Genomic DNA, 26,768 nt, shown 5'->3' with positions numbered 1-26,768 from the left:
CTCACACGTCCACTATGCAGCGCGCTTCCCACATTGTGCCGGCTTGTTTCACCGAAAGCATGGTGAGGGTTGCGCCTTTTACTTCGACGCCGCGCTCCAGGCCCGGATGCCATTTTTCCCCGAGCACTTCGGCACGCCAATGATTACCGTGGTGTTGCATATGGAAGCGGCTAAAAACCATGCCAAGTTCACGCGCCTTGCCCAACAACAGATTCAGCCACGTTACAAGGGCCAACTCAAAGTCCGCTTCTTCGAACTCCATTGTCACCGCAGTCTTTGGCTGCACCGTATCCAGTTGCGTGACAATGCCAAATACCGCTTGTGCTGCTGCCTCAAATGCCTGCTCAACAGTGGCGCCGCGCCCGATGATACCGATATCTGCATCGTGTTCGAAATAAGGTGGGGACTGGGCTAGCATGGTTAATCCCTTGGTCGTAATCCCGTCATTTAATCTCGGTCTGCCGTATCTACCCTCAATCCAAAAACCACACTCCATATAGTAGCTATAGGAGAACCTGTTAGCGGTGTCAAGTGCAATTCGGATAGGCCTCTGCTATTTCCGGCCCTGCCTGGAGTCTCTGGATATACTACACTTTGAATCAGGAAGGCGCTTTCTGTACCCAGCCAGCCGGGCTGAAAAGATCAAACCGGGGAAAATCTCGCATGCCGAGCCATAATGCTGACATCGCCGCCATCTTCGAGGAGATTGCCGATCTGCTTGAGATCGAGGGAGCGAACCCGTTTCGCATACGCGCTTATCGTAATGCTGCGCGCACGATTGGCGAGCTTTCTACAGAAGCATATGTGCTGGCGGAAAAGGACGAGGACCTGACGCAACTCCCTGGCATTGGTCACGACCTTTCCGCCAAGATAAAGGAAATTGTGACCACCGATCATTGCAGCTTATTGGATCGGCTGCACGCGGAGCTTTCCCCCGCCGTTACCGAGCTTCTGAAAGTCCCCGGCCTCGGCCCCAAGCGGGTCAGGCATCTCTATCACGATCTGGATGTTCAGACTGTCGAGCAACTCTACTGCGCTGCGCGCGATGGCCGCATTCGCGTCCTGCCGGGCTTCGGCGAAAAGACTGAACTCAACATCCTCCAGGCGGTTGAAGCACATGTCAATCAGATAAGGCGCTTCAAGCTGGCGGTCGCAGCGCAATATGCCGAAGCGTTACGATCGTACCTGGCGGCGGTGCCTGGCGTAATGAAGGTAACTGTCGCAGGCAGTTACAGACGCATGCGCGAAACCGTCGGCGATCTCGATATTGTGGTCGCGGCAACGCCTGGCAGCACTGTCATGCAGTATTTTATTGCTTATGACGAGGTTGCCGAAACGCTGGCGGCGGGCGGCACACGAGCCAGCGTTATTCTCAAGTGCGGCATGCAGGTCGACCTGCGGGTCGTACCCAGGGAAAGTTATGGCGCCGCCCTGCACTACTTTACCGGCTCCAAGGCGCACAACATTGCCGTTCGGTATATCGCTCAGAAACGAGGGCTGAAAATCAACGAATATGGCGTATACCAGGGTAAGAACCGCATCGCGGGAGACAGCGAGGAGTCTGTTTACCGTGCTGTCGGGCTATCTTATATCCCGCCGGAACTGCGTGAAAATCGGGGCGAGATTGCGAAGGCGCAGGCTGGACGACTACCACATCTGGTTGAATCCGGCGATCTTCGAGGCGACCTCCATGCCCACACCAAAGCAACCGATGGCCACAACACCCTCCGTGAAATGGCGCTTGCTGGGAAGTCGCGCGGCTGGGAATACCTTGCCATCACGGACCACTCACGCCGCCTTGCCTTCGCACGCGGCCTCGATCCGCTGCGACTGGCACGCCAATGCGAAGAAATCGATGCACTTAACGAAGAACTGGAGGGGATCACCTTGCTCAAGGGAATAGAGGTGGACATCCTGGAAGATGGCAACCTCGACCTGCCGGACCATGTCCTGGGACAACTCGACCTTGTTCTGGGCGCGATCCACAGCGAATTCGGGCTTTCGCGAGCGAGACAGACCGAACGTATCCTGCGCGCCATGGAACACCCCCATTTCACTATGCTTGCGCATCCTGGGGGCCGGCTCATCCAGCAGCGCGACCCATACGACGTCGACATGCCGCGTATTATCCGAGAAGCCGGACGCCGCGGCTGTTTCCTGGAACTTAATGCTCAGCCGGACCGCATGGATTTGTTCGACATTTATTGCCAGATGGCCAAGGAAGAGGGCGTGCTGGTCAGCATCAATTCGGACGCGCATAGTACTTTTGACTTCGACAACCTGCGTTTCGGGGTTGGGCAAGCCCGGCGTGGCTGGCTGGAAAAACAAAACGTACTTAACACTCGTCCGCTCAGCGAGCTTCAAGTACTTCTCAATCGAACAATGCGGCAACCAGCAAAGGCGCCGGTTCCGCAATGAACTGATTATTCAAATCGCTCCCATATCGCTTCAACGACCGGCCCGAGGAGCGCAACGAAAAACAACATGGTCAGGTTTGACAAGACTGCCTTTAAACTTTGCCCTATTGCGCAGGAATGCAAGATGGGCATGACTGGAGATAGCCATGATTTTTGAAAATCGCATTGCAGCAGCGAAACAGCTTGTCGCTGCTCTTTCTGAATACCAAGGCAAGCATCCGTTGATTCTGGCGATTCCAAGGGGTGCGGTGCCGATGGCGAAAGTCGTCGCCGATGAACTGGACGGCGAACTGGATGTGGTGCTTGTGCATAAGGTGGGCGCACCCGGTAATCCCGAATTCGCCATTGGCGCAGTCGATGAAAGCGGATGGACCTACCTTGCGGATTATGCCGGCGACGTGGGCGCGAGTGAGAAATACATCAGGAACGAAGTCGCCGCCCAACTGGAAACAATACGGCGGCGCCGGGCACAATACACTCCTGTGCGGGAACCGATCGATCCCTCGGGACGCGTGGTCATTGTGATCGATGACGGACTGGCTACCGGCTCGACCATGCTCGCGGCATTGCATGCGCTCAGGGCAAAGAAGCCTGCAGAGCTGATCTGCGCGGTGCCCGTGGCGCCGCCCGACACGCTGGAAAAGGTGCGCGGCAACGCGGATCGGGTGGTATGCCTTTCGGCACCCATCAATTTCCACGCGGTCGCACAGTTTTACGTGGATTTCCCGCAAGTAACGGACGAAGAGGTTATCGCCATCCTCTCCGCTTCGGGCTAGCAACCTGTCGGACTTGAAGAATCGAAGCGAAAAAGTGACTGGGTGAGGACAGATTTTGAGGATTTTGAAGGCCAATAGTTGTTCTATTGGCCGAAAAAGCGGCGAAATATGGACCAGCCAGACGCTTTTGCAGCCGATTTCCTTTAAGTCCGACAGGCTGCTAACTGTCCCCATCCAGCTCAGCCGCAGGTCTCGGATCCAACGGTTCTCGCTCCTGAATCGAACATTGACTTTTTTGTCATGAGACCTAAACTGAAGAACATGCCGTCGTACCAAACGATTGTGCGCTCCGGCAACGGATGAAAGGAGAATGCAACGCAGACTGTATGCATCATCAGCCGCCAGAGTACCTAATACCAGGAACAAAATCATGATCCGTTATCCTATTGATGTGGCCACTCGCGTCAGCCCCAACCTTTCAGCGCTTATCGAAAGCCAGGTCAACGATCCGGATGCGGAGCAACCTGTAACCCTAGCGTCGGTGCGCGCCTTTATCACCGGCTTGCTGCCCGCTTCATTGAACGAGGCGGAGCGGTTGCATCATTTCGATATCGACGTGTCGCTGCTTGACGAACTGGACGCGCTGATCGAGGAGTTTGGCGAAGATGCGCTTGCCATCGACTTTGCGCAGAGCAGTGCGAGTGAATCACTTTCCCGTTTGATTGACGTTGTGATGAATGACGAGAATCGGGAAAACCCGCCCACGCTGGAAACGATAAAAGAGGCGATTGTCTCCGGCCTGTCTGCAAGACTGGTCGGCGATGGCGTTCTGGAGGACGACGAAGACGACGCCCTGCTCGCGGAGATTGAAAGACTGATCAGGCGATACGGCGCTGACTCGCCCGCGGAGGAGTTCATACGTTACGAGTAGTTTTTTGCGTTACTTCCTACCGCAATACATGCATCACTGGTATTACACTGCAATGCGGATGCCGTGGGGAAATAATCATCCCTTTTTCCTCATCCCCTGGCCGTGACAGCTGACCAGGAACGGAACCACTGGAGTAATAAAAAACGAAATCCAGCGTCCAAATGTCATGGGCTCTCCCAGCAGCAACGGGATACCCTGATTTATAGCATCAAGGCATGCACCTACTACAACGGCAACCCAGATTGCGACTAATCGCGTATTTCGATCCTGTATTGAGGACTTAATCGCGTTTAAATGACGCATTGTCTCTCCTTTCCCTCTTCCTTTCGTCTCGAATTCAAATCAATCTCGCGTTCCGGCGCTCACAAATCACCCTCACACCGCATTACCACCCATTTGGGGCTGCCCTCAAGCGCTAACCCAGTTACAATAATAATATTTTTTCCGGATAACCGCATGCGCTGTCCTGTTATTGCCTTTTACCGCCGGCCAAGCCGGGCGGACGAAGCAATCCTTGTGAAATACAGCCCCATATCACGCTGCGCGCCGGTTGGAGTTTAATCAGTCATGCTGGAACTGCGCCATATTGGCAAAGCCTACGCGAGCGGACGACAGGTATTGGCCAATTTGTCTTACACTCTCGGCGCGGGGGAGTACGTGGCGATCATGGGCGAGTCCGGGGTCGGCAAATCGACACTGTTGAATCTGATCGCCGGTTTGGATGTTCCGGACACGGGCGAGATATTGATTAATGGAGTGGCCATGTCGTCATTGGATGACGATGCGGCAACGCGTTTGCGACGCAAGGAATTCGGCTTCATTTTTCAGGCATTTCACATCCTGCCACACTTGACGCTCAGCCAGAACATTGCGCTGCCCTTGCTGCTTAACGGCGCATCGATAGAGCGCGCTGAACCGATGCTGGACGCGGTTGGTCTGGGCGGCAGAGGACACCACTTCCCCCATCAACTGTCCGGCGGAGAGCTTCAGCGCATCGCCATTGCCAGGGCGCTGGTACATCGCCCGAAACTGGTACTCGCCGATGAACCGACCGGCAACCTCGACCCCGACACCGCGCGCGATATCCTCATGCTGATGCGCAGGGAGATCAAGGCAAATGGCGCATCCGGCATTATTGTCACCCATTCGCACGCTGCCGCCGCCACGGCGGATCGGGTACTGGCGCTGACGAAGGACGGCCTGCACCCCGTGGCCCCGGCAAAAGTGGCGAATGCGGCAGCTCCGGCGGTTTCAGCAGATTCGCATCACAGTGGATGACAAAGTCGCCGAACAAGGGGACGCTGTCCCGCTGGCTGTTGTCGGGCGAATGGCAGTCTCACAGAGTACAGGCCGCGGTCGCCGTCATTGCAATTGCGCTCGGAGTGGCGCTTGGGTTTGCGATTCATCTGATCAACGCCGCCGCATTCAGTGAATTTTCCGCTGCTGCCCGAAGTCTTTCGGGTCAGTCCGACCTGGAAGTGCGGAGCCCGCAAGCCACCTTCGACGAGTCAATCTATCCGGTCCTGGTGCAACGCGACAATGTTGAACTTGCCAATCCGGTATTGGAACTGGATGTTGCTATTCCAGGCAGTTCGCAGGAACGAAAAGATGGCACATTAAAAATTCTCGGACTGGATATTTTTCGCGCCTCGCTCATGGCGCCGGACCTGATAGGGATTCCGGGTGAGGACAAGCTATTCGATATCCTGGCTGATGACGCCATTTTTCTCTCCCCCGCGGCGATGGAATGGCTGGGGGTAAAGCAAGGCGATCCCTTGCCACTCCGCGTAGGAACTCAAACGATCACGCTAAGGATTGCGGGCAGCCTGACACGGGCCCGCACAGGACAGCGTATCGGAGTGATGGACATTGGCGCGGCGCAATGGCGCTTCCGCCGAATTGGCCAATTGTCGCGTATCGAGTTGAAGTTGGCGCCGGGTATCGATCGGGTGGCGTTCAAGACAGCACTGGAACAGCAGCTGGAACCACGCGGCCAATATCAGATCACGGAAACTGCTGATCAGGAAACCCGTGTTGCCAACATGTCGCGCGCCTATCGCGTCAACCTGAACATGCTCGCCATGGTAGCGCTATTCACCGGCACGTTCCTGGTATTCTCAACGCAGGCGCTATCGGTCGTCCGGCGGCGTCATCAATTCGCGTTGTTGCGGGTACTCGGACTAACGCGCCGGCAACTGCTGACGCAGGTTTTATTCGAGGGAGGCGCCCTCGGCGCTGTCGGCTCGCTGGCCGGGCTTGCCCTTGGCTATGCAACCGCCGCCACCGCACTGCATTATTTTGGTGGAGACCTTGGCGGTGGATTTTTTACGGGAGTAAAACCGACCGTGTATTTTGACCCGCTGGCAGCGGCGGTCTTTTTCATTCTGGGATTAGGCATTACCTTGTTGGGCAGCGCTGCGCCAGCCTGGGAAGCGGCAACCGCGAAGCCCGCGCAGGCACTCAAATCCGGAAGCGAAGATATCGCACTCTCGAAACTGGCCACGCCCTGGCCCGGCTTGCTTTGTCTGGCCTCGGGTGCCCTGTTTACGCAGTTGCCGCCGATTTTCGATTTGCCGGTCTTTGGCTATCTCGCTGTAGCACAATTACTGACTGGTGGCATCGTCCTCATGCCACGGTTTGCAGCATTGGTTTTCTCTGCCGTGTCTTCTGCGGTGGGCAACCGTACGTCCGGAACCGCCGGGGCCACGCCGGCACTGACGACATTGGCATTGGCACGGCTGGCCAATGCGCCCAATCAGGCAGCTATCGCTTTGGGCGGGGTGCTTGCGAGCTTCACCTTGATGGTCGCGATGGCGATCATGGTGGCAAGTTTTCGGGTGTCGGTCGACGACTGGCTGAAACATATTCTGCCCGCCGACATATATTTGCGGACCGCCATGAGCGGGGACACGAGAGGGCTGACGCCGGATGAAATAAAAGCGCTCGCTGCCATACCCGGGATCGCTCGCGCTGATTTTTTCCGCTCATCGAAGTTGACGCTCGACCCTGGCCGGCCCAGCATCGCGCTGATTGCGCGCCCCATCGACATGACCGATCCGGGAAATACCCTACCGATGACCGGTGAGGCAATTGCACCCGCCCTGCTTCCGAAAGATGCGATACCAATCTGGGTATCTGAAGCGATGGTTGATTTATATGGTTACACGCCGGGCAAGCAGGTTACGTTGCCAATAGCCAACCCGGCGCCCGGCTTCGTCATCGCGGGCGTGTGGCGCGACTACGGGCGGCAATTCGGCGCGGTACAGATGCAACTGGCGGATTATCAAAGACTGACGGGGGATCGATTGGTGAACGATGCCGCGCTCTGGCTGGAAAACGGCATAACCCCTGAGCAAGTGATTGCGTCCATGAGACGCCTGCCGTTCGGCGACGCGCTGGAGTTCTCCGAACCCGGTCAGATACGCGCATTAAGCCTGAATATTTTCGACCGCAGCTTTGCGGTAACCTACCTGCTGGAAGGCGTTGCAGTTATCATCGGGCTGCTTGGCGTGGCGGCAAGCTTTTCAGCACAAGCTTTCGCACGCACCAAAGAATTCGGAATGTTACGTCACATCGGTATGACGCGCCGGCAGATCCTCGGTATGCTTGCCGTGGAAGGCTGCCTGTTGACCGCGCTCGGGGCTGTGCTCGGTTTCGTGCTCGGCTGGTGTATCAGCCTGATTCTCGTCTTCATCGTGAATCCCCAGTCGTTCCACTGGACAATGCAGCTGAGCCTCCCGTGGAAAGGGCTGCTGGGAGTGGCACTGGTACTGATGGCATCGGCCGCCATGACCGCGCTCGCATCGGGACGCCATGCGGTGTCGGGCAATGCAATACGTGCAGTACGGGAGGATTGGTAATGCAACCTTTTAAATGCAACCCTGCCTATGTCGATCATTCCAACAGACAGCAGCACTCGGTATCCAGGGCCGCGAGAATATCATTTCAGCGGGCCAGTTTTCTTGCTGCGTTTTTCATCATTACCTGGTTCGGTGCTGCTATCGGTTTCGCTGCGTCACCTCAGCTTTCCCCCGTGATTCAGGGCGTACCGCTTGCCTTTCCCCACGACTTTGGCGCTCATCCTGACTTCCGCAACGAATGGTGGTATGCGACAGGCTGGTTGGAAACCCCGGAAAAAAAGTCGCTCGGCTTCCAGGTCACTTTTTTTCGCGTAGCGACCCAACACGATCGATCCAATCCGAGCCGCTTTGCCCCCCAGCAACTCATCATTGCGCACGCGGCATTGTCCGACCCCGCGGCAGGTAAGCTTCTTCACGATCAAAAAAGCGCGCGCGAAGGTTTCGGTCTGGCCTATACAAAAGAAGGCAACACGAATGTAAAGCTGAACGATTGGTACTTCGTGCGAGAGGAAAACGGGCGGTATGAGACAAGCATAACAGCGGATAACTTTATGCTGCAATTGTCACTAATACCCACGCAGGCGCCGATGCTGCAAGACCTCAATGGTTTTTCGCGAAAAGGACCGCGACCGGAACAAGCAAGCTATTACTACAGCGAGCCGCAGCTGCAAGTTACGGGAACCGTCACCCGCGATGGCAAGGAAATTGCTGTCAATGGCATTGCCTGGCTCGACCACGAGTGGTCGACCGCCTATCTCGATCCCGCGGCTGAAGGATGGGATTGGGTCGGCGCAAATCTCGACGACGGATCTTCCCTGATGGCGTTTCGAATCCGCAGCAAAGATGGCAGCAAAGTGTGGGCGTATGCCGGAATCCGCGACCCGTCCGGCCGCTTCACCAAATTCGAGCCGGAGCAGGTAACTTTCGAACCCCAGCGTAATTGGCGTTCGCCTCGTACGAATGCTACTTATCCTGTGGAAATGCGCATTCGGACCGGCTCGACCGAATGGCTGCTCACCCCTCTGCAAGACGACCAGGAACTCGACTCGCGGCAATCGACGGGCTCGGTCTATTGGGAAGGCGCCGTTACCATTACCCGCGATGGTAAACCCGCTGGCCGCGGCTATTATGAAATGACTGGATACGTTGAGCCTCTGACACTTTGACGGCTTGCGTCCAGCTTCCACATGTCCGCACGTCACTTTCCCTACCGCGGCAATTGCCTGGGGATAGCCCTTCACGTTTGATAGTGGCCCCGCTGACCCCTTGATCGTGTTGAATATCCGTCACACTCTGCCCTGTTTAGAGCGTCCATTTGCAAGTCCAGGTTCTGGTCGTTGGGCGAATACTTGTGATAGCCATTTTCATGAATATACTCTCTGTTTCGCCCTACCCTTATGCAGCAATGTGAATCGGCAAAAACAATGCGTTCATTGTTCGTTTTATTGTGGCGAAAAGGATCCCTTATGCAATTCAAAAACCGGGAGGCGAACCTTGGATCACCAAGGCATTCTGGATTATTACATTCGCCGCAGCACGGAGCTTATATCCTTACCCGATCTGGAGTCCCCGACAGCGCTTTTAAGCTAGCCTAGTCCTCATGCAGCATCTCGAAACGCTGCGCGAGAAAATCAATTAACGCCCGCACAGATGGCAGAAGACCGCGCCGGGACGGAAACACCGCATGAATGATTTCCCGACACGGCGCCCAGTCTGGCACCAGTCTAACCAATGAACCAGCCGTCAGCTGGTCCCGTGCCATGACCATCGGCAGCTGCACTACACCGACACCGGCCTCGGCGGCATCTCTTAGCGCGATCATGTCCGTCGTCACGAAGCGCGGCGTGTGATGAAGTGTGGCTTGTGCGCCATTCGGCCCATGCAGCGCCCAGCTATGGATTTGTTGTGCAGTCCCCAGGCCCAGGCTCGGCCAATTGCCCAAAGCGGCTGGTGCGGCAGGAAAGCCGAGTTGCTGGACAAGCGCGGGGCTGGCCACCAAACATTGGCTTCGATCAGCCAGGATGCGCATGACCAGATCACTGTCCTGCAGGGGCGGTGGCCGCACACGAAGGGCGATGTCCAGTGACTCGCTGATCAGATCGACACGTCGGTTGGTCGCCTCCATCTGCACTGTGACGCACGGATAGCGCACCATGAAATCAGCCAGCATCACTCCCACATAAGCATTCACCAGCGGTATGGGGCATGTCATCCGGATTACACCCCGGGGTTCGGCCTTTAAGGTGTCTATTGCTTCCTGGGCCCCCTCAGCTTCCACCAGCATCGCCTTGCAATGCGTGTAATAAGTCTCGCCGGCGTCGGTAACTGCAAAGTGACGTGTCGAGCGCTGGATCAGCCGCACACCCAAGCGCTCTTCCAGCTTGGCGATGCGGCGGCTAAGCTTCGATTTCGGCATGCCCAGGGCCCGGCCTGCCGGAGCAAAGCCGCCATGATCCACGGCCTGGACGTAGTAATAGAGGTCATTCAGGTCTTGCATAAGGGGGCCATCCATCGTTTCAAAAATAGAACTCTGATAACTGATTTAGCAGACTACACGCCTATCCGGCTCCAGGTCTATACTCTGACCACTTGCTTATTGCAAGCATAATACCTGGTAATTGCGTTAGCAAGAGGCTCCCTACAGGAAGAAGTGGTAGTCAGTTAACTAAAAGGAGTACTGAAATGGCAACAAGACATCGAAGGTTGCGGAGCTATCCGCAAGCAGGTGTTGGTGCTTCCAGCATGCCATCATTACACGAATCAAAGATGTACAAGTTTGGCGTGCTGGGTCTTCTGGGAATAGCACTACTCTGGAATGGGCTTCAAACCTTTGCCTGACAGGCAAAGTATTTTGCAAGGATGAATGATGTAACGACTTATTCACCATTTTGATATTTATGGAGAACCAAGTCAAATCCGCTCAGGCAGTTGCGGGTAATTAATCTAAAGGAGTATTGAAATATGGCAACAGCACTTAAAACGTCGAGCCCGGCGAAGTCGGAAGGTCGGGACTACGACATGTCGCTGTGGTACGACTCGAAGTGGTACAAATTCGGTCTCATCACCATGCTGGCGGTGGCGATATTCTGGATCTGGTATCAGCGCACGTTTGCCTACTCGCACGGGATGGACTCGATGGAGCCCGAGTTTGAGAAGGTATGGATGGGATTGTGGCGTGTACACATGATCGTGATGCCGATCTTTGCCCTGATCACCTGGGGCTGGATCTGGAAGACCCGGGATACGAAGGAGCAGTTGGACAATCTTGATCCCAAGCTTGAGATCAAGCGCTACTTCTATTTTATGATGTGGCTGGGCGTCTATCTGTTCGGCGTTTACTGGGGCGGCAGCTTCTTTACCGAGCAGGATGCCTCCTGGCACCAGGTCATCATTCGTGACACGAGCTTCACCCCAAGTCATGTGGTGGTGTTCTATGGCTCCTTCCCGATGTACATCGTCTGCGGCGTGGCCACCTATCTGTATGCCATGACGCGTCTGCCGCTGTATGCCCGGGGCACCTCGTTCCCGCTCGTCATGGCCATTGCCGGTCCGCTCATGATTCTGCCGAACGTAGGCTTGAACGAATGGGGCCATGCTTTCTGGTTCATGGAAGAACTCTTCAGCGCTCCGCTGCACTGGGGCTTTGTGGTACTGGGCTGGTCAGGCCTGTTTGCCGGCGGTGTTGTGGCACAGATCGTTACCCGCTACTCCAACCTGACCGACGTCGTGTGGAACGGCCAGAGCAAAACCATCCTCAACAACCGGATCGTACCGTAAGGGCTAGCTGAGGAATCCGAGCAGTGGCCTGAAGCCTGAATCGCCCCGCTCCCGCATTACAGAGGACGGGGCGATTTGCAATAAGCCATAGTAAAACAGCATGCAGAGGATAACGAAGATCAGTTGAACCATACATCGAGGAGCAATCAAATGATCAAGCAAGTGATGCGGTCCACTATTATTGTCGTTGCAGCGCTTTACTGTGGCATGGCTGGAGCGCATGGTAAGGTGTCGATGGAGGAAGATACATGCACTCGAAGGCTTGATGATGAGAGCATGGTGCATTTGAGTGCCTACCAGCCTCAACATGAACCCAGCAGTCAATACTGCACAGAAATACCCAGAGAAGGGAATACTTTATTGGTAATAGACCTTGCGGATCAGGCGTTGCGCGACATTCCCGTAGGGATACGAGTAGTACGGGGAACCAGCGAGGTTGATGATGAGACGGTGGCATACCTGCGTCCGAGTTATCATCCCGATGGGGTAATGAGGGGAGAGACCAGTCTGGATAAGGGGTTATACACGGTATTTATTACCGGCGAGGCGGTCCCTCCGGTACATTATGAGTATTCGTTGCGCGTACAGATGATCAACTACGCGAATATTTTTCGTGCTGCGATAGGTCCGTTGATCGCACTGCTGCTGCTTAGCCTGCTTGGTTACAAACTTATGAAATCCGAGCGGGTACAGGTTTGGCGGGCTTCGAGGCGCCAAGGATAATGCGGCATCGAGAACACCCGAACGCAGGAAAAGTGCTTCTTTACTTTATTACACTCATGGACCTACATTAATTGCAGAATGCAAGTATAATTCTTGGTTGCAAAAAGCAAGTCAATCTGCAGGCCAGCGCGAAGTTATGACGAAATCAAGCCAGATCAGCCGTTCCTCCTGTCCAGTCAGTTGCGCTCTGGACATATTGGGCGACAAATGGACGCTGCTTGTCGTTCGTGATCTCATTTTCTTCCGTAAGCGATACTTCGGGGATTTTCAAAATTCCCCGGAAAAAATCGCTACCAATATCCTTTCTGATCGCCTGAAAAAACTGGAGGAATGCCACCTTCTTTTGCGACGCCGCGATCCGGCTAATGCGCGCAAGATTATTTATATGCCTACTGAAAAATGCGTGGATCTGGCGCCTCCAATCATGGAGTTGGTACGTTGGGGTGCAAAATATGTTCCTGAAAGTGATGTACACGAGAATCTGGTTCAACGATTTGAGCAGGACCCATTGGAATTTATGGGGGAAATACGATTATCTCTACGTAAAGAGAATGAAGCGAATAAAGAATAGCGGGATTAGATGATGCAAAAGGAAATCAAGGCTGTGAGAGAAATGAAAGTTAATTTTTAACTGAACTTTACTGGAATGCTCTTGGCATTACTACCGGGCACATCAGTACCATGCCCCTAATAAGGCACCTACTTAACATTAAAACCGCAATGCAAAAGGAATTCTCCATGTCCGACCAATCAAATATCGAACGTACGCTGTACGGATTCTGGCTCTCACCTTATATGAGTCAGGTTGCCCACATGCTCTCGGAAACCGGTCTACCTTATCGTTATGAACGAGTGTCTCCGTTTCAGGGGGGCACGCTCACGCCAGAGCATATGGAACGAAATCCTCTTGGGAAAATTCCTACTCTCAGGGATGTCAATGGTGTTGATATTTCAGAAAGTCACGCGATCTGTCGATATCTCGCGAGAATCTACCCAGAAGCACGAAAGTTTTATCCTGTTGATGATCCGATGCTCTGTGCAGAGGTCGATGCCAAGAATGACTTCATCACTTTCTCCATTGCGGGTCCATTCTTCAACTGGTTTGTTGTCAGCGCATATTTTCCAAAAGCATGGAAACTCAAAATCGAAAAAGAAGGGCATATCTATAATCTTTGCTCTGTTCTGTTAAGCAAAATGTGGCTACCCAGATTGGTTAATGGCTCGAAAATGGGGCCATTCCTGCTTGGCAAAGAGCCTTTTTTGCCGGATTTCCAGTTGTTCTACACGCTCGAGCTTAGCCAGATGTTTTCCGAACTGTTCGAAATACCCGAGATGCATCTGTTTCGAGACGATCCTGCATTACAGACGTTTTACGATGCAATGTGCGAGCGTCCTTCTACTCGTGAAATACTGGCGGCTAAAGAATCAGAGCTGGGTGTTACGAAGAAGGAACTCTTCGGGGGGTTTGGGGCAGCCTATCTCAATAACCATATCGACAGAAAAATCCTTGGAGGGATATTCGGGCGTGAAGTCTGACCCATACATACTGCGGATCATCTGAATACGTCTTGAATCTACTGCATTTTCGCAAGGGATCAAGTGCCTCTTCTGGCGGTCTATTTTTCCCTTAATAACAGTCTTTATTGCGGATGCCCAACCTCCGTTTTATTGGGACCCATATCTGGGGATCGCAATCATTACAAACTTACATATTGCGGCTCTTTTTGATCAAATCATACGCAGTCTGCACTTCCTGAGCCTGCGCGGTGGCCATGGCAATCATATCTTCGGGTAGCCCCTGGCCCATCAGCTTGTCGGGATGATACTGGCTCATCAGTTTGCGATATGCACGTTTTATTTCCTGATCGCTACTTTCCCTGGTCACGCCCAAGGCTTTATAAGCATCGTCCAAAGCAGTGGGCGAGGTTGCCTGGCCTCCCGCAAAATGCGACTGATTTAATACCATGTCCAGCAATTGCCTGAAAGCAAGCTGGTCATAGCCCAAATGGAGGGCAACGTCACGCAGCAGGCCCTCCTCCGCCGCATCCAGGCGTCCATCGGCCAACGCCATGACGATGAGGTAAATCAGCAGCATCTGCTTGAGACTGTGCGTATGTCCACAAACAGACATGAATTCGTTCAGCTTGGGCTTGATATCAAAGTCCGGCGCGGATCCTTGCTTGAACAGGGCAATTGCGAGTTGCCGGTGCTCAGAGGACATTCCCAGCTTTTGCATGAAGTCTTCAACATGGGTAATCTCATCCTGGGAAATATGCCCATCTGCTTTCGCAAGTTTCCCCATTGAGATGAAAACGGTTTCGAGAAAAACTTTTTGGCGATGGGCGCTCGTGAGCGGATTGATTGCACCCGCACCATAAGCCCGATAACGGTCAATAAAGCTTCCGACGATATAACCGAGAAATGCTCCGAAAATACCGAAGAGGTAGTAGCCTAATAAAACTCCAATTATTTTGAACAAGGGCGAATTCCGGGATTAATGGAAAAGTGGACTATAACTTTGTGTAATTATTGCTTAAGCATTCAGTCGCGGAAAGTAATACGGGTAATAGCAATAAATGAATCCTTTGAACCATTCCCGCCTGTTGTTAATGCAGGATGGTAAAGTTTAGCGTAACTCATACAAACTCGCACACGATATGACGTGTCAAACATGGAGGATATTGAGGCAATTTGGCTAATGACAGTTTTCGCGAGAGGTAAATAACCCGATGATGGGATGGGTTGCGCTCGCTCCAGTCATCCTGCATAAAATTCCATAGAGACAAAATTCAACGATGCGAGTAAAACGATCAATACAATGACATAAAGGAGGAGCCATGATTGAACTGCATTCGAGCCCAACGCCTAATGGCCAGAAGGTAATGATCATGCTTGAGGAAACCGGAATCGAATGGAAGCACATCGACGTCAATATCAGTATTGGCGAACAGTTCAAGCCTGAACACCTGAAGCTCAATCCCAATAACAAGATTCCCGCAATCGTGGATACGGAAGGACCAGGAGATGGCCCGTACTCCATGATGGAATCCGGCGCCATTCTCGCGTATCTCGCGGAAAAAACCGGGAGGTTTCTACCACGGAATACGCGCAAGCGTTACGACACGTTCCAATGGCTATTTTTCCAGGTGGCCCATATTGGCCCCATGTTCGGCCAGGCCAATCACTTCAACAGACAGGCCAGCGACAATCAGTACGCGCGGGATAGATACAATAACGAGGTGCTGCGCCTGTACCACGTACTGGAGAATCGATTAGGTGAAAGCGCCTGGCTTGGCTGCGACGAATATACAATCGCCGATATCGCAACCTATCCATGGTGTAAAGGGCATGCGGATCACGGCATCGACAAAACGGCGTTCCCCAATTTCATGCGCTGGTTCGAGGCCATGGAAGCACGCCCGGCCGTGCAACGCAACAACGAAATGGCGGCGGAAATTCGTGCGCGCATGGAGAAGGCCGCAGAAGGCAGGCCGCCCATCGACATGTATGACATTAAGGATAACACCGAGCGACTCACCCGGGCTACGGGCATTATGGCTAAATTACGGAGGTAAGGATCGGGCAAGGATAGCTGTCTGCTGCACGCGTAAGTCTGCTGCACGCGTAAGTCAGCTGGCTTAATGTAAGGTGTAAGGCGCGCCTTGCAGGAGGCTAATTGCTTTGAACGAAACAGAGCGGCCATTAGCAAACGTGGATGATCAAAGGATAAACGCTAGGCGCCACGACACGCTGCAGTGGCGGTCTTCCGTCGTGAATCGGCCCAGGTCGGCCAGCAAACTCTTCAATCGACAGGCAAAGACGGTATAATAAGGAGTCGCCGCGCCTGTAGCCGGTACTGGAGATAGGCAGAACGAAATGTAAATGACTTGCCTCCGGCGAATATACCATTGCGGACATCGCTATTATCCTTGGTATAAAGGGCACGCGGAACTCCGCATGACAGGATCGCTTTCCCCCATTTCATGCGCTGTCGAGAGCATGAAAGCTTGTCAGGCCGTGAAAGCAGCAACGAAGCGATCCACGCGCATAAGTAGAGCGGCGGAGGATCAGCTGTCAATCAATATTTACGATACCAAAGATAGCACTGAACGACTCATTCGCACCAAGTGCACTGGGTCGCACTAAAACGCATGGTAAAAAGGTCAGGCTTATTTCCAGCTGAACCGTTTTCACCTTTCTCGGCTGACAGGTAGTACCACGTCTGATCCGGCATGCGTTTCAAATTAAGCCGCAATCAACCCGCATAGCTCAACAGTCTCTACCGGAAAATGGGGAGGTTGAAAAAGAGCGGCTCAATGACAACAAGGCTTTGAATCAGGAATCCGCGTGGTTTCCGCGGATTTTAGCAGGACAGACTTTTCATTCCAACGTCAAACGCAATGCATGGCGCGGCATACAGGACTACCACAACCTGGAATTAGGGGGGTTGGCCGACGGTGACGCCTTCCTCCTTCTAACCATGTCAGGCTTTTTTCAATGGAGAGGAGAAAAAATGAAGCATCAGCAATACAGTATAAAGTTTCCTATCGGAGAATCTCATCAGCTTGGTGAAGACGAGGTTTTTTTTTCTGTCCTCGAAAACGGACAGGACATCAAATTCCGTTTTCATGAATATGGTGAAATTTACAAACGTCCCGGTTTGTATGAACAGCTTTTTTATCATCGTCTCAAGTGCAATTCGCCGCAGAAAATCGGCGATATCCTGGCCAAAGTTCTGGAGGACAACCGCGTCGAAATGACAGAATTGCGGGCGCTCGATTTTGGAGCCGGAAACGGCATGTTTGGAGAGCAGCTGTGCAATATGGGAGTAGCGCGCGTTATCGGGGCTGATATCTCGGAAGAAGCCTATATTGCCTGTGAACGTGACAGGCCAAGCGTATACGATGCGTATTATGTCTGTGATTTCTCTAATCTCGAAACTTCCATGCAGCGAGAACTGGCTGCGTGGCAAATCGATTGCCTTACTTGTGTCGCCGCACTTGGTTTTGGCGATATTCCGGCAAAAGCCTTTGCCAATGCATTTAATCTTGTTGCACCGTCAGGATGGATTGCCTTTAATATCAAAGAGTCATTTCTACTTGAGAGCGATACTTCCGGATTCTCCCGCTTGATTAAATCGCTACTGGTAAGCGATGCGCTAGAGGTTCATCACCTGGAACGATACCGGCATCGTATATCCATTGATGGACGTCAGTTGTTCTATTACGCGCTGGTGGGAAAGAAAGGGTTCGATATACCGGATCACCTCTTGAATGGTGTGACCGAAGTCCAAAGCCGAGCACGCTCGCTGGAACGAGCAGCAGGAGAATTAGCAACTATCAAATGCGGATAATTTCGAACGGCATCAGAAGAATCGAAGCCTGAAAGATACAAGCGATAAGGCTGGTACCTGGAGGACTCCGGCGTTCTTTTAACTATTTGTTTAATCCCGGCAGAGCCTCTCCATAGGTTAAACTTGAAAAATTTTACTAACGTTGACACTTATCTATGGCTCAATACGTAATCACCATGAATCGCGTCGGCAAAGTCGTTCCGCCCAGACGCACGATTCTCAAGGATATTTCCATCAGCTTCTTCCCAGGCGCAAAGATAGGTCTGCTTGGCCTCAATGGTTCGGGCAAGTCCACTGTGCTGAAAATCATGGCGGGGGTGGACAAGGATATCGAAGGTGAGGTTACGGCGATGCCCAACCTCAATATCGGCTATCTTCCGCAGGAGCCGCAGCTCAATCCCGTGCAGACCGTGCGCGATGCTGTGCAGGAAGGACTGGGCGAAGTGTTCAGTGCGCAACAGAAACTGGAAGAGGTGTATGCCGCTTATGCCGAACCGGATGCCGATTTCGACGCGCTGGCATCCGAGCAGGTCCGGCTGGAAGCCATCCTTGCCGCCAGCGGTGCCAATGTCGATCAACAGATGGAAATTGCCGCCGATGCGCTACGTTTGCCCGAATGGGACGCCGTTATCGGGAATCTTTCCGGCGGAGAAAAACGCCGCGTGGCACTGTGCAAACTTCTGCTGTCAAAGCCGGACATGCTGTTGCTGGACGAACCCACCAATCACCTGGATGCCGAGTCAGTGGAATGGCTGGAGCAATTTCTCACCCGGTTCCCCGGCACGGTCGTGGCAGTGACGCATGACCGCTATTTTCTCGACAACGCCGCGGAGTGGATACTGGAGCTTGACCGTGGTCACGGCATTCCCTGGAAGGGCAACTACAGTTCCTGGCTGGAACAGAAGGAAACCCGGCTGAAGCAGGAAGAATCGGCCGAATCCGCGCGTCAGAAAGCGCTAAAAAAAGAGCTCGATTGGGTACGCCAGAACCCCAAGGGACGCCAGGCGAAATCCAAGGCGCGAATTGCCCGTTTCGATGAACTCAACTCCCAGGAGTACCAGAAACGCAACGAAACGCAGGAGATATTCATCCCCGTTGCCGACAGGCTCGGTAATGAAGTCATCGAGTTCAAGAACGTGTCCAAGGCCTATGGCGATCGCCTGCTGATCGACGATCTGAGCTTCAAGGTTCCGCCCGGGGCGATCGTCGGCATCATCGGTCCCAACGGGGCGGGAAAATCAACCCTGTTCCGCATGATCACGGGTAAGGAACACCCGGATTCCGGGGATATAGAAATCGGCTCAACCGTAAAAATAGCGCATGTGGACCAATCGCGCGATGCGCTCGAAGGCAGCAAAAGCGTGTTCGATACCATTTCAGGCGGCCATGACATCCTGAACGTTGGAAAATATGAAACGCCCGCGCGCGCTTACCTTGGCCGTTTCAACTTCAAGGGCGCCGATCAGCAGAAAATAGTCGGCAACCTTTCGGGCGGTGAGCGTGGAAGGCTACATCTGGCCAAAATGCTTATTTCCGGGGGCAATGTGCTCCTGCTGGACGAACCTTCCAACGATCTCGATGTGGAAACCTTGCGCGCACTGGAAGACGCGTTGCTGGAGTTTGCGGGGTGCGTGCTGGTCATCTCGCACGACCGCTGGTTCCTCGACCGTATTGCCACGCACATCCTGTCCTTCGAGGGCAATTCTCAGGTCGCGTTCTTCGACGGCAACTACCAGGAATACGAGGCCGACAAGCGTAAGCGCCTGGGTGAGGAAGGCGCCAAACCAAAACGGATCAGATATAAGCCGATCAACCGGTGACGTAACGCGCTACCCTTGACGTAACGCGCCACCCTTGACGTAACGCGCTAACACAGAGCCCGGATTTCAGCCGCCGACAGGTCGAGGTCCCTGTTTGCCTAGTAGCGGCCCTCGCGCTTGGGGCCTGTGCCGCTGTATTCTTCATCTTCATCATATCTTTCGATACCGTCCGTGCTGTATCTGGAATTGTCGCGCCTGGTGCTGGACGAACGGTTATTTTTCGGCTGCTTTTCCTTTTCAGCCCCATTCTGGTTCTCTTTATCCCTCACGGCAGGGGAATCCGCGGGCGCTATCTCAGCCGGCATATCGCGTTCGCCCGCGTGAACCATTCTCGTGCCAGCTGCGCTGAAGATCAATATGCTAGTCAGCCCGAGTAATCCCGCTGCCAATGTTGAAGAAAATTTCATGGTTGCCATCCTCCTCTATGAAAATACAGCAAATTGCCGCAATTGGAATGATATTCCAGTCGGCAGGAGATTCAGTACGCTAACACGCGGATTATCGCTGGCCACGACACTAAAATTGTCGAATCCACGGTGTGTTTTGATCCGCAGAGGCTCGTAATACGAAAGCGGCAACCGCGCTCGGTTACCGCTTACCTGAGTCATATCCTTAGTCACCCCATACATCGGGCGTATTCACATGCTCCGGACGAAATCCGATCCCGATCAGCCTGGCGGGAATCCACCTCAAGAAGGGAAAACGAGCGAGGAGACGGAGAAAAATGGGGGGCGAGAGAGGATCATTTCCACGCAGCACCCGGCCAATGACCTGATTCTGAAGCAAGCGCTGCAACCGTTGTGTCATCCGTGTCGGCCATTCGCGACGCAACTGAACCCGATCGAGATCTTTGGTGGTCATCCGGTTTTCGCGCAACGGCCCAGCGAGCAAATTCGACGCGGCGATTGCGTCCTGAATCGCGAGGTTGATTCCGACGCCGCCGACAGGCGACATCGCATGCGCTGCATCGCCTATGCAGAGAATACCCGGCCGATACCACCGGCGCAACCTGTCAACCTGAACAGTAAGCAGTTTGATTGCCTCCCAATCTTGCAGTTCGCCAACACGGTCGGCTGCGAAGGGGACCAATTCCGCAATGTTATTGCGCAATGATGGCAATCCCCGCTCCTGAACTTGCGCGTGCGACCCTTTCGGGATTACGAAACCGCACTGCCAGTAGGCGCCCCGGTTCAGCATGATGAAAATCCTGCCGGTATCGAAACGTCCGACGGGGTCTTCAGGATCATCCGGGCATCGAGACAGCCGGAACCATAATACATCCATTGGCGCACCGAGCTCCATTCCCTGTAAACCGGTGCGCCTACGTACAATGGAGCGGCGGCCATCCGCTCCTACGATCAGGCTTGCGCGCACGGTTAACGGGCCTTCCGGCGTTGCCGCCTGTAGCCCAACGACTTGCCCCGCCTCCTCGATAAGCCCGGTAACGTCGGCATTCATCCGCAGTTTGAACGTTGGATAATGCGTCGCACGATTGGCCAGGAGATTCAGGAAATCCCACTGCGGCATAAAGACGATAAATGGACAAAGGGTTTTCAGATAGGTGAAGTCAGCGATGGTAAGCGCCAGATCGCCGAACTGTCCGGTGATCCGCCGTGCTTTTTGGTGCGGCAATTTTAATAGCGGTTCGAGTAATCCCAGTTCATGCATGACTTCCAGTGTAGAAGGATGAATCGTGTCCCCTCGAAAATCACGCAAAAAATCCGCATGCTTTTCCAGAACCAGCACCTCGACACCGGCGCGGGCCAACAGCAGGCCCAGCATCATGCCCGCAGGACCTCCTCCAGCAATGCAGCACCGCACTGATATGGCGTCCATTTTTTCTGACGAATGAAGCGAAGACCAGGAACAGGGAGAGGCTACGCTGGAAAATGGAATTTAACAATATAAGGGTATTGTGATGAGTCTCCGCTCCAATGGTTTTCGAGGTCGGTGGCTTTTCTATACAATAGTCTGTAAATTTTGTGTTAAAACAAATCTTTCTCATCCGCTTTCAGAAAATTCATGAAATCAGTTTATCCTCGCTCTCAGCTCGTCTTGATATTTGTGGCATCTGCAATCTTTTTGGTATCTGCCGAAGTAAGTGCATTCGTGGCCAGTTCTGTCGCCGGACGCACTGACAGTGCCTTGCAGGCAACAACGTCGGTCAGCGAGAATTCCAGCAGCAAATTCGGATCATCTGTGGAAGCAGCTGTACTGCTCGCGAATCTGGACGTGTCCGAGAAAACCGGTGAGAACGATGATAAAGAGAAAAGAGAAGAAGTATTGGGAAAGGAAATCGGGATAGCAGACGGCCTGTTTCCCGAAAACGGAACACAACTGTTAGCCCAACTTGACAAAAAAGATCGGCAAGAAAATGAAGGGAACAAAGCCTGCGCCGAGTGCCCGGAAATGGTATCCATTCCCGGTCATAAATTCGCCATCGGCAAATATACCGTTACCTTCAATGAGTGGGATGCCTGCGTGTCCGGCGGCGGCTGTGGCGCTTATGTCCCATCGGATAACGGGTGGGGCCGCGGCAGCAGACCCGTGGTTAATGTGAGTTGGGACGATGCGCAAGCCTATATTCGATGGTTATCGGATAAAACCGGCAAACGCTACCGCCTGCCGACTGAAGAGGAATGGAAAACCGCCGCGTTGGCAGGCTCCACCACTGCATATTATTGGGGAAATGATGTCGGGCGCAATAATGCCAATTGCGATGGCTGCGGAAGCGAGTGGGACAACAGAAGAACCGCGCCCGTGGGCAGTTTCAAACCCAATGCATTCGGCCTTTACGATATGATGGGCAACGTATGGCAATGGACCGACACCTGTTGGCAAGGCAATTGCGCGAAGCGCCTGTTTTTTGGCGGCTCCTGGAATCACAGGCCGCAGGATATGCGCACGACGACGCGAAACTGGTTTAATACGAACAAACGCATGCGTTACCTGGGATTTCGGCTCGCCATGACATTGCCCTGAAATTATGCATTCAGGGATTTGTGATAATTCCCGGGCTTTGCTGTTCTGAAGTTCCTTAACTCGCTCGCCTGATTCTCGCCCCCAACCGGGACAACTTATCCTCGATATGCTCATAGCCGCGATCCAGATGATAAATGCGATCAATGATGGTTTCCCCCTTTGCGATCAGTCCCGCCAGCACGAGGCTGGCGGAGGCACGAAGGTCGGTAGCCATGACGTTTGCGCCATCGAGACTTGCAACGCCGCATACCACCGCGGTATTTCCCTCCACTTTGATATCCGCATTCATGCGTTTTAATTCCTGCACGTGCATGAACCGATTTTCGAATATGGTTTCGGTAATGATTGCGGTGCCGGTGGCGACGCTGTTCAAAACCATGAATTGCGCCTGCATATCCGTGGGAAAAGCCGGATAGGGTGCGGTGCGCAGATTTACAGACTTCAGTGGATTATTCATCTTCAAATGTATCCAGTCTTCGCCATGTTCGATCGCTGCGCCCGCTTCCATCAGCTTGTCGAGTACTGCGTCTAGCGTGTCGGAGCGTGTCTCCTTGAGGTGTATTTCGCCGCCGCTGGCCGCCGCCGCCACCAGGAACGTGCCTGTTTCGATACGATCGGCCATCACGCGATAGGTAGCGCCGTTCAGGGTTTCTACGCCTTCAATCGTGATGATATCGCTGCCGACTCCTTGAATTTTCGCACCCATTGCGATAAGACAGTTTGCCAGGTCCGTCACTTCCGGCTCTCGCGCCGCATTTTCAAGTACCGTTGTCCCATCGGCCAGTGTCGCCGCCATCATCAGGTTTTCGGTCCCGGTAACAGTGACGATGTCCATGACAATATGTGCGCCGTTAAGGCGTTTTGCTTTTGCGTTAATGTAGCCATGCTCGATATCGATCTCCGCACCCATCGCCTGCAATCCCTTGATGTGCTGATCAACCGGACGCAAACCGATGGCGCAGCCGCCGGGCAGGGACACCCGTGCCGCACCGGCGCGTGCGAGCATTGGGCCCAACACCAGAATGGCCGCGCGCATGGTTTTCACCATCTCATAAGGCGCAACAAAATGGGAAAGATGTGCGGCGCTCAGTTTCGTCCTCTTGCCATCTGCCGCAATACTGATGCCCATTTGCCGAAGAAGGCTCAGCATCGTGGTTACGTCATTCAGGTGCGGAACGTTCTCGATCGCGAGTGTTTCCGCGGTAAGCAAGGAAGCGCATAAAATAGGCAATGCGGCGTTTTTCGCGCCGGAAATATGGATTTCACCGGAAAGCGGCATGCCGCCCTGGATGATCAGTTTTTGCATAGGTTGTGGACATTATGTGCGAACATTCGCGCTCTACTTCTTATTGGATTTGGCGATAAGGATCTTTTCAAAATCGGGATATCATGACAATTATGGCGAACTAGGGAGCGAGTTGTATTGTTGAATGATCGAGCCATGCCGGCTCAATTTTTTTTCTTCGCGAGTGCAAGAGCTGTTGAATCTGTAGTCCCCTTGTTCCTCAAGCGATGGTGATTGAATGTCAGGACCTGGGTTTACGGTTGAAATGTGCTGAAGTTCCCTTCATCATATCGCAAAGACTGCATTCAAGGTTTCAAATTTGCGGGCTTTTATGCCGAGATGGTATTTACAACAAAGGAAAATCAGATGAATAAAAAGACGATACAAACCAACGATGCACCCCAGGCAATCGGCACCTATTCCCAGGCGATACGCGTGAGTGGGGGAGATACCGTTTATGTTTCCGGACAAATCGGCCTGGACCCCTCCACCATGGAGATGGTGGAAGGCATCGAGGAACAGATTCACCGGGTATTTTTAAACTTGAAGGCGGTGGCAGCGGCCAGCGGCGGCAGCCTCAGCGATATCGTCAAATTGAATGTCTATTTGATCGACCTTGCCCATTTCCAGAAAGTAAACGAAATCATGGCTGGCTATATCGATGCGCCCTACCCAGCGCGAGCTGCGATAGGCGTGGCGGCACTGCCGCGTGGAGCACAGGTGGAGATGGACGCGGTGCTGGTATTGCCGGGGTGACCGAACGGCTTGCACTTTCACGCGCCATGCCGTCTCCCGCCGTCATTCGCCCCGCCAGCAAAACAACACAGGAAAAACTCGACAGGCTGGGCATCACCGACGAATTCGATCTGGTGCTGCATTTGCCGCTGCGTTATGAAGATGAAACTCATCTCTATCCTATCCGTGATGTGCCTGCGGGCAAGACAGTTCAGGTTGAAGGCGTCATAACCCGTAATGAAATCATGTATCGCCCACGGCGCCAACTGGTATGCCAGGTGGAAGACGCCAGCGGCATACTGTTCATGCGCTTCCTCAATTTTTATGGCAGCCAGGTGAAAGCATATTCGACTGGTACGCGGGTGCGACTGCTGGGGGAAGCGCGCCCAGGTTTTTTTGGCGTTGAAATGGTGCATCCAAAATGCCGTATCGTGCGGGAACATGAACCGTTGTCCGACGCGCTGACTCCGATTTACCCGGTCACTGCCGGGCTCTCGTCAGAAACGATGCGCAAGCTGGTTCAGCAAGCGCTGCGGCAGACGCCGGATAGTGGCGATGAGCAAAGCCATCTCTCGGAAACGCTGCCTGATGCGGTATTAAGCCGCAACCGCCTCCGAAGTTTCAGGGACAGCATAATATTTCTACATCAGCCACCACCGGATGCGTCGTCCGCTCTATTGCAGGAACGCACTCATCCTGCCTGGCGCCGGATCAAATTCGACGAATTGCTGGCGCAACAGCTTTCCATGCGCTTGCATTATCGGCAGCGCCGCAGCGGCAGCGCGCCTGCTCTGCCCGCAAAAAACCGGTTGACCAAAGCGCTGCTGGAATCACTGCCCTTCGAACTCACCAGCGAACAAAAGAAAGCTTTTTCTGAAATCAGCCACGATCTGGCTGCGGCCCATCCAATGCAGCGGCTGTTGCAAGGAGACGTGGGCAGCGGCAAAACTGTTGTTGCCGCATTGGCCGTGTTACAGGCAATTGAAAATAATTGCCAGGCGGCATTGATGGCCCCGACCGAAATCCTTGCCGAGCAGCATTATCAGAAGCTTTCCACGTGGCTCGGCCCGCTGTTGGCGCCGCTGGGCGTGACAATCGGCTGGTTATCCGGCAATCAGAAAAAAAAGCAGCGGAAAACCATGCTCGCCAATATCGCCCAGGGGAGCGCCATGTTTGCGATCGGTACCCACGCGTTATTTCAGGAGCACGTGGAATTCAACCGGCTGGGCCTTGTGATCATCGACGAGCAGCACCGCTTTGGAGTGCAGCAGCGATTGGCATTGAGAGAGAAAGGTGCTGGAGCCAGCTCAATGCCCCATCAACTGATGATGAGCGCCACACCCATTCCCCGAACACTTTCGATGAGCTACTATGCCGATCTGGATGTGTCGGTAATAGATGGGTTGCCGCCCGGCAGAACCCGTATTGTGACCAAGCTGGTTGAGGATAGTCGCCGCGACGAAGTGACCGCACGCGTGCGTGAGGCTTGCCGTACCGGGAAACAGGCCTACTGGGTCTGTCCGCTGATTGAAGAATCGGAGGCTTTGCAACTCAAAACGGCCTTGGAGACTTATGAAATATTGAGCCTGACTTTCCCGGAATTGAAAATCGGCCTCGTGCATGGACGCCTTCCGTCCCAGGAAAAATTGGCAGTAATGGAATCGTTCGCGCGAGGCGAGATTCAATTGCTCGTCGCGACCACGGTTATCGAGGTAGGCGTGGATGTGCCCAACGCCTCGCTGATGGTGATTGAGCATGCCGAACGCATGGGACTGGCGCAGCTGCATCAGCTGCGAGGCCGGGTAGGGCGAGGCGCAACGGGCAGTATATGCATATTGCTGTATCAGAAACCCCTCTCGGCAATTGCTCGAGAGCGGCTCAAAATCATTTTCGAACAAACCGACGGTTTTGAAATCGCGCGGCAGGATTTACGTCTCCGTGGCCCCGGGGAATTCCTGGGCGCCCGCCAAAGCGGCGTCCCCATGCTGCGCTTTGCCGATCTGGAACAAGACGGGGATTTACTCGATGCGGCCCGCATCGTTGCAGAGGAAATGCTGCGCGACTATCCGGAAGCTGCGAAACGCCATCTTCAGCGGTGGCTTGGAAGAAAAAGTGAATATCTTAGAGCATAAGAACTGCAACATTACACCTTGATTTTCAAACTGATGA

24 protein-coding genes are annotated in these 26,768 nt (G+C 53.7%); 17 read left to right on the top strand and 7 right to left on the bottom strand.

The genetic code is table 11. The features are described 5' to 3' along the window. Position 1 precedes the first annotated feature (1 nt). Positions 2-418: an archease gene (locus tag CRO05_RS06650; protein WP_097066330.1), complete on the bottom strand. Its 417-nt coding sequence runs from the start codon at positions 416-418 to the stop codon at positions 2-4. A gap of 245 nt (positions 419-663) precedes the next feature. On the opposite strand from CRO05_RS06650, the gene polX reads away from it, so the two are divergent. The 3 genes from polX to CRO05_RS06635 all read left to right on the top strand — a co-directional run bounded on the left by polX (position 664) and on the right by CRO05_RS06635 (position 4,064). Further along, positions 664-2,418, top strand: coding sequence for a DNA polymerase/3'-5' exonuclease PolX (gene polX / locus CRO05_RS06645; RefSeq protein WP_097066329.1), 1,755 nt, complete (start codon positions 664-666; stop codon positions 2,416-2,418). Positions 2,419-2,563: 145 nt separating this feature from the next. Then, positions 2,564-3,193 carry a phosphoribosyltransferase gene (locus CRO05_RS06640; protein ID WP_097066328.1) on the top strand — a complete coding sequence of 210 codons (630 nt, stop codon included), beginning with the start codon at positions 2,564-2,566 and terminating at the stop codon, positions 3,191-3,193. A gap of 370 nt (positions 3,194-3,563) precedes the next feature. Further along, positions 3,564-4,064 carry a hypothetical protein gene (locus CRO05_RS06635; protein ID WP_097066327.1) on the top strand — a complete coding sequence of 167 codons (501 nt, stop codon included), beginning with the start codon at positions 3,564-3,566 and terminating at the stop codon, positions 4,062-4,064. Positions 4,065-4,139: 75 nt separating this feature from the next. On the opposite strand, the gene nrtS is transcribed toward CRO05_RS06635, so the two are convergent. Further along, positions 4,140-4,367 (bottom strand): nitrate/nitrite transporter NrtS, encoded by a 228-nt coding sequence (gene nrtS / locus CRO05_RS16110; protein ID WP_097066326.1) that lies wholly within the window; start codon positions 4,365-4,367, stop codon positions 4,140-4,142. Between the two features lie 264 nt (positions 4,368-4,631). Here nrtS and CRO05_RS06625 point away from each other — a divergent pair, with 264 nt between their 5' ends. Genes CRO05_RS06625 through CRO05_RS06615 form a run of 3 tightly spaced genes read left to right on the top strand, consistent with a single transcriptional unit; the run spans position 4,632 to position 9,090 of the window. Further along, positions 4,632-5,342, top strand: a complete 711-nt coding sequence (locus CRO05_RS06625) for an ABC transporter ATP-binding protein (protein WP_097066325.1) — start codon at positions 4,632-4,634, stop codon at positions 5,340-5,342. Then, on the top strand, positions 5,339-7,924 hold the full coding sequence (locus CRO05_RS06620) for an FtsX-like permease family protein (protein WP_097066324.1): 2,586 nt from the start codon (positions 5,339-5,341) through the stop codon (positions 7,922-7,924). Before CRO05_RS06625 ends, CRO05_RS06620 begins: the two co-directional genes overlap by 4 nt. Next, complete coding sequence (locus CRO05_RS06615) at positions 7,924-9,090, top strand: lipocalin-like domain-containing protein (RefSeq protein WP_097066323.1); 1,167 nt, start codon at positions 7,924-7,926, stop codon at positions 9,088-9,090. Before CRO05_RS06620 ends, CRO05_RS06615 begins: the two co-directional genes overlap by 1 nt. 425 nt (positions 9,091-9,515) lie before the next feature. On the opposite strand, the gene CRO05_RS06610 is transcribed toward CRO05_RS06615, so the two are convergent. Further along, positions 9,516-10,421, bottom strand: coding sequence for a LysR family transcriptional regulator (locus tag CRO05_RS06610; RefSeq protein WP_097066322.1), 906 nt, complete (start codon positions 10,419-10,421; stop codon positions 9,516-9,518). Positions 10,422-10,606: 185 nt separating this feature from the next. On the opposite strand from CRO05_RS06610, the gene CRO05_RS15475 reads away from it, so the two are divergent. From CRO05_RS15475 to CRO05_RS06590, 5 genes are all read left to right on the top strand, one after another. Further along, the gene (locus CRO05_RS15475; protein WP_159462702.1) at positions 10,607-10,762 is read left to right on the top strand and encodes a hypothetical protein; all 156 of its coding nucleotides are present in this window, start codon (positions 10,607-10,609) and stop codon (positions 10,760-10,762) included. A gap of 123 nt (positions 10,763-10,885) precedes the next feature. Continuing rightward, the gene (locus tag CRO05_RS06605; protein ID WP_097066321.1) at positions 10,886-11,701 is read left to right on the top strand and encodes a methane monooxygenase/ammonia monooxygenase subunit C; all 816 of its coding nucleotides are present in this window, start codon (positions 10,886-10,888) and stop codon (positions 11,699-11,701) included. 150 nt (positions 11,702-11,851) lie between these two features. Beyond that, positions 11,852-12,424 carry a hypothetical protein gene (locus tag CRO05_RS06600; RefSeq protein ID WP_097066320.1) on the top strand — a complete coding sequence of 191 codons (573 nt, stop codon included), beginning with the start codon at positions 11,852-11,854 and terminating at the stop codon, positions 12,422-12,424. Between the two features lie 97 nt (positions 12,425-12,521). Then, on the top strand, positions 12,522-12,995 hold the full coding sequence (locus CRO05_RS06595) for a helix-turn-helix domain-containing protein (RefSeq protein ID WP_235001315.1): 474 nt from the start codon (positions 12,522-12,524) through the stop codon (positions 12,993-12,995). Between the two features lie 149 nt (positions 12,996-13,144). Beyond that, on the top strand, positions 13,145-13,960 hold the full coding sequence (locus CRO05_RS06590) for a glutathione S-transferase family protein (protein WP_159462701.1): 816 nt from the start codon (positions 13,145-13,147) through the stop codon (positions 13,958-13,960). 169 nt (positions 13,961-14,129) lie between these two features. Here the strand turns inward: CRO05_RS06590 and djlA are convergent, their stop codons facing one another. Then, a complete protein-coding gene (gene djlA, locus CRO05_RS06585) occupies positions 14,130-14,903 on the bottom strand; it encodes a co-chaperone DjlA (protein WP_097066317.1) in 774 nt (257 codons plus the stop codon). Between the two features lie 358 nt (positions 14,904-15,261). Between djlA and CRO05_RS06580 the strand changes: the two genes are divergently transcribed. From CRO05_RS06580 to ettA, 3 genes are all read left to right on the top strand, one after another. Further along, positions 15,262-15,999 (top strand): glutathione S-transferase N-terminal domain-containing protein, encoded by a 738-nt coding sequence (locus tag CRO05_RS06580; protein ID WP_097066316.1) that lies wholly within the window; start codon positions 15,262-15,264, stop codon positions 15,997-15,999. Between the two features lie 872 nt (positions 16,000-16,871). Further along, positions 16,872-17,777, top strand: a complete 906-nt coding sequence (locus CRO05_RS06575; protein WP_200814304.1) for a class I SAM-dependent methyltransferase — start codon at positions 16,872-16,874, stop codon at positions 17,775-17,777. A 155-nt stretch (positions 17,778-17,932) separates the two neighbouring features. After that, complete coding sequence (ettA, locus tag CRO05_RS06570; protein ID WP_097066315.1) at positions 17,933-19,597, top strand: energy-dependent translational throttle protein EttA; 1,665 nt, start codon at positions 17,933-17,935, stop codon at positions 19,595-19,597. A gap of 98 nt (positions 19,598-19,695) precedes the next feature. Here the strand turns inward: ettA and CRO05_RS06565 are convergent, their stop codons facing one another. Beyond that, complete coding sequence (locus tag CRO05_RS06565) at positions 19,696-20,004, bottom strand: hypothetical protein (RefSeq protein ID WP_097066314.1); 309 nt, start codon at positions 20,002-20,004, stop codon at positions 19,696-19,698. 205 nt (positions 20,005-20,209) lie between these two features. Further along, positions 20,210-21,433, bottom strand: a complete 1,224-nt coding sequence (locus tag CRO05_RS06555) for an FAD-dependent oxidoreductase (protein WP_097066312.1) — start codon at positions 21,431-21,433, stop codon at positions 20,210-20,212. 186 nt (positions 21,434-21,619) lie between these two features. Between CRO05_RS06555 and CRO05_RS06550 the strand changes: the two genes are divergently transcribed. Then, positions 21,620-22,579, top strand: a complete 960-nt coding sequence (locus CRO05_RS06550; RefSeq protein ID WP_097066311.1) for a formylglycine-generating enzyme family protein — start codon at positions 21,620-21,622, stop codon at positions 22,577-22,579. 55 nt (positions 22,580-22,634) lie between these two features. Here the strand turns inward: CRO05_RS06550 and murA are convergent, their stop codons facing one another. Continuing rightward, positions 22,635-23,885 (bottom strand): UDP-N-acetylglucosamine 1-carboxyvinyltransferase, encoded by a 1,251-nt coding sequence (murA, locus tag CRO05_RS06545; protein ID WP_097066310.1) that lies wholly within the window; start codon positions 23,883-23,885, stop codon positions 22,635-22,637. 345 nt (positions 23,886-24,230) lie between these two features. On the opposite strand from murA, the gene CRO05_RS06540 reads away from it, so the two are divergent. Both CRO05_RS06540 and recG read left to right on the top strand, forming a co-directional pair. Further along, positions 24,231-24,620: a RidA family protein gene (locus tag CRO05_RS06540; protein ID WP_097066719.1), complete on the top strand. Its 390-nt coding sequence runs from the start codon at positions 24,231-24,233 to the stop codon at positions 24,618-24,620. Positions 24,621-24,646: 26 nt separating this feature from the next. Beyond that, positions 24,647-26,731: an ATP-dependent DNA helicase RecG gene (gene recG / locus CRO05_RS06535; RefSeq protein ID WP_097066718.1), complete on the top strand. Its 2,085-nt coding sequence runs from the start codon at positions 24,647-24,649 to the stop codon at positions 26,729-26,731. The last annotated feature ends 37 nt before the right edge of the window (positions 26,732-26,768 follow it).

Source organism: Nitrosovibrio sp. Nv4, from assembly GCF_900215485.1.
Taxonomy (GTDB): domain Bacteria; phylum Pseudomonadota; class Gammaproteobacteria; order Burkholderiales; family Nitrosomonadaceae; genus Nitrosospira.
The sequence above is the reverse complement of the archived record's forward strand: the minus strand, read 5'-3'. Positions and strand labels throughout refer to the sequence as shown.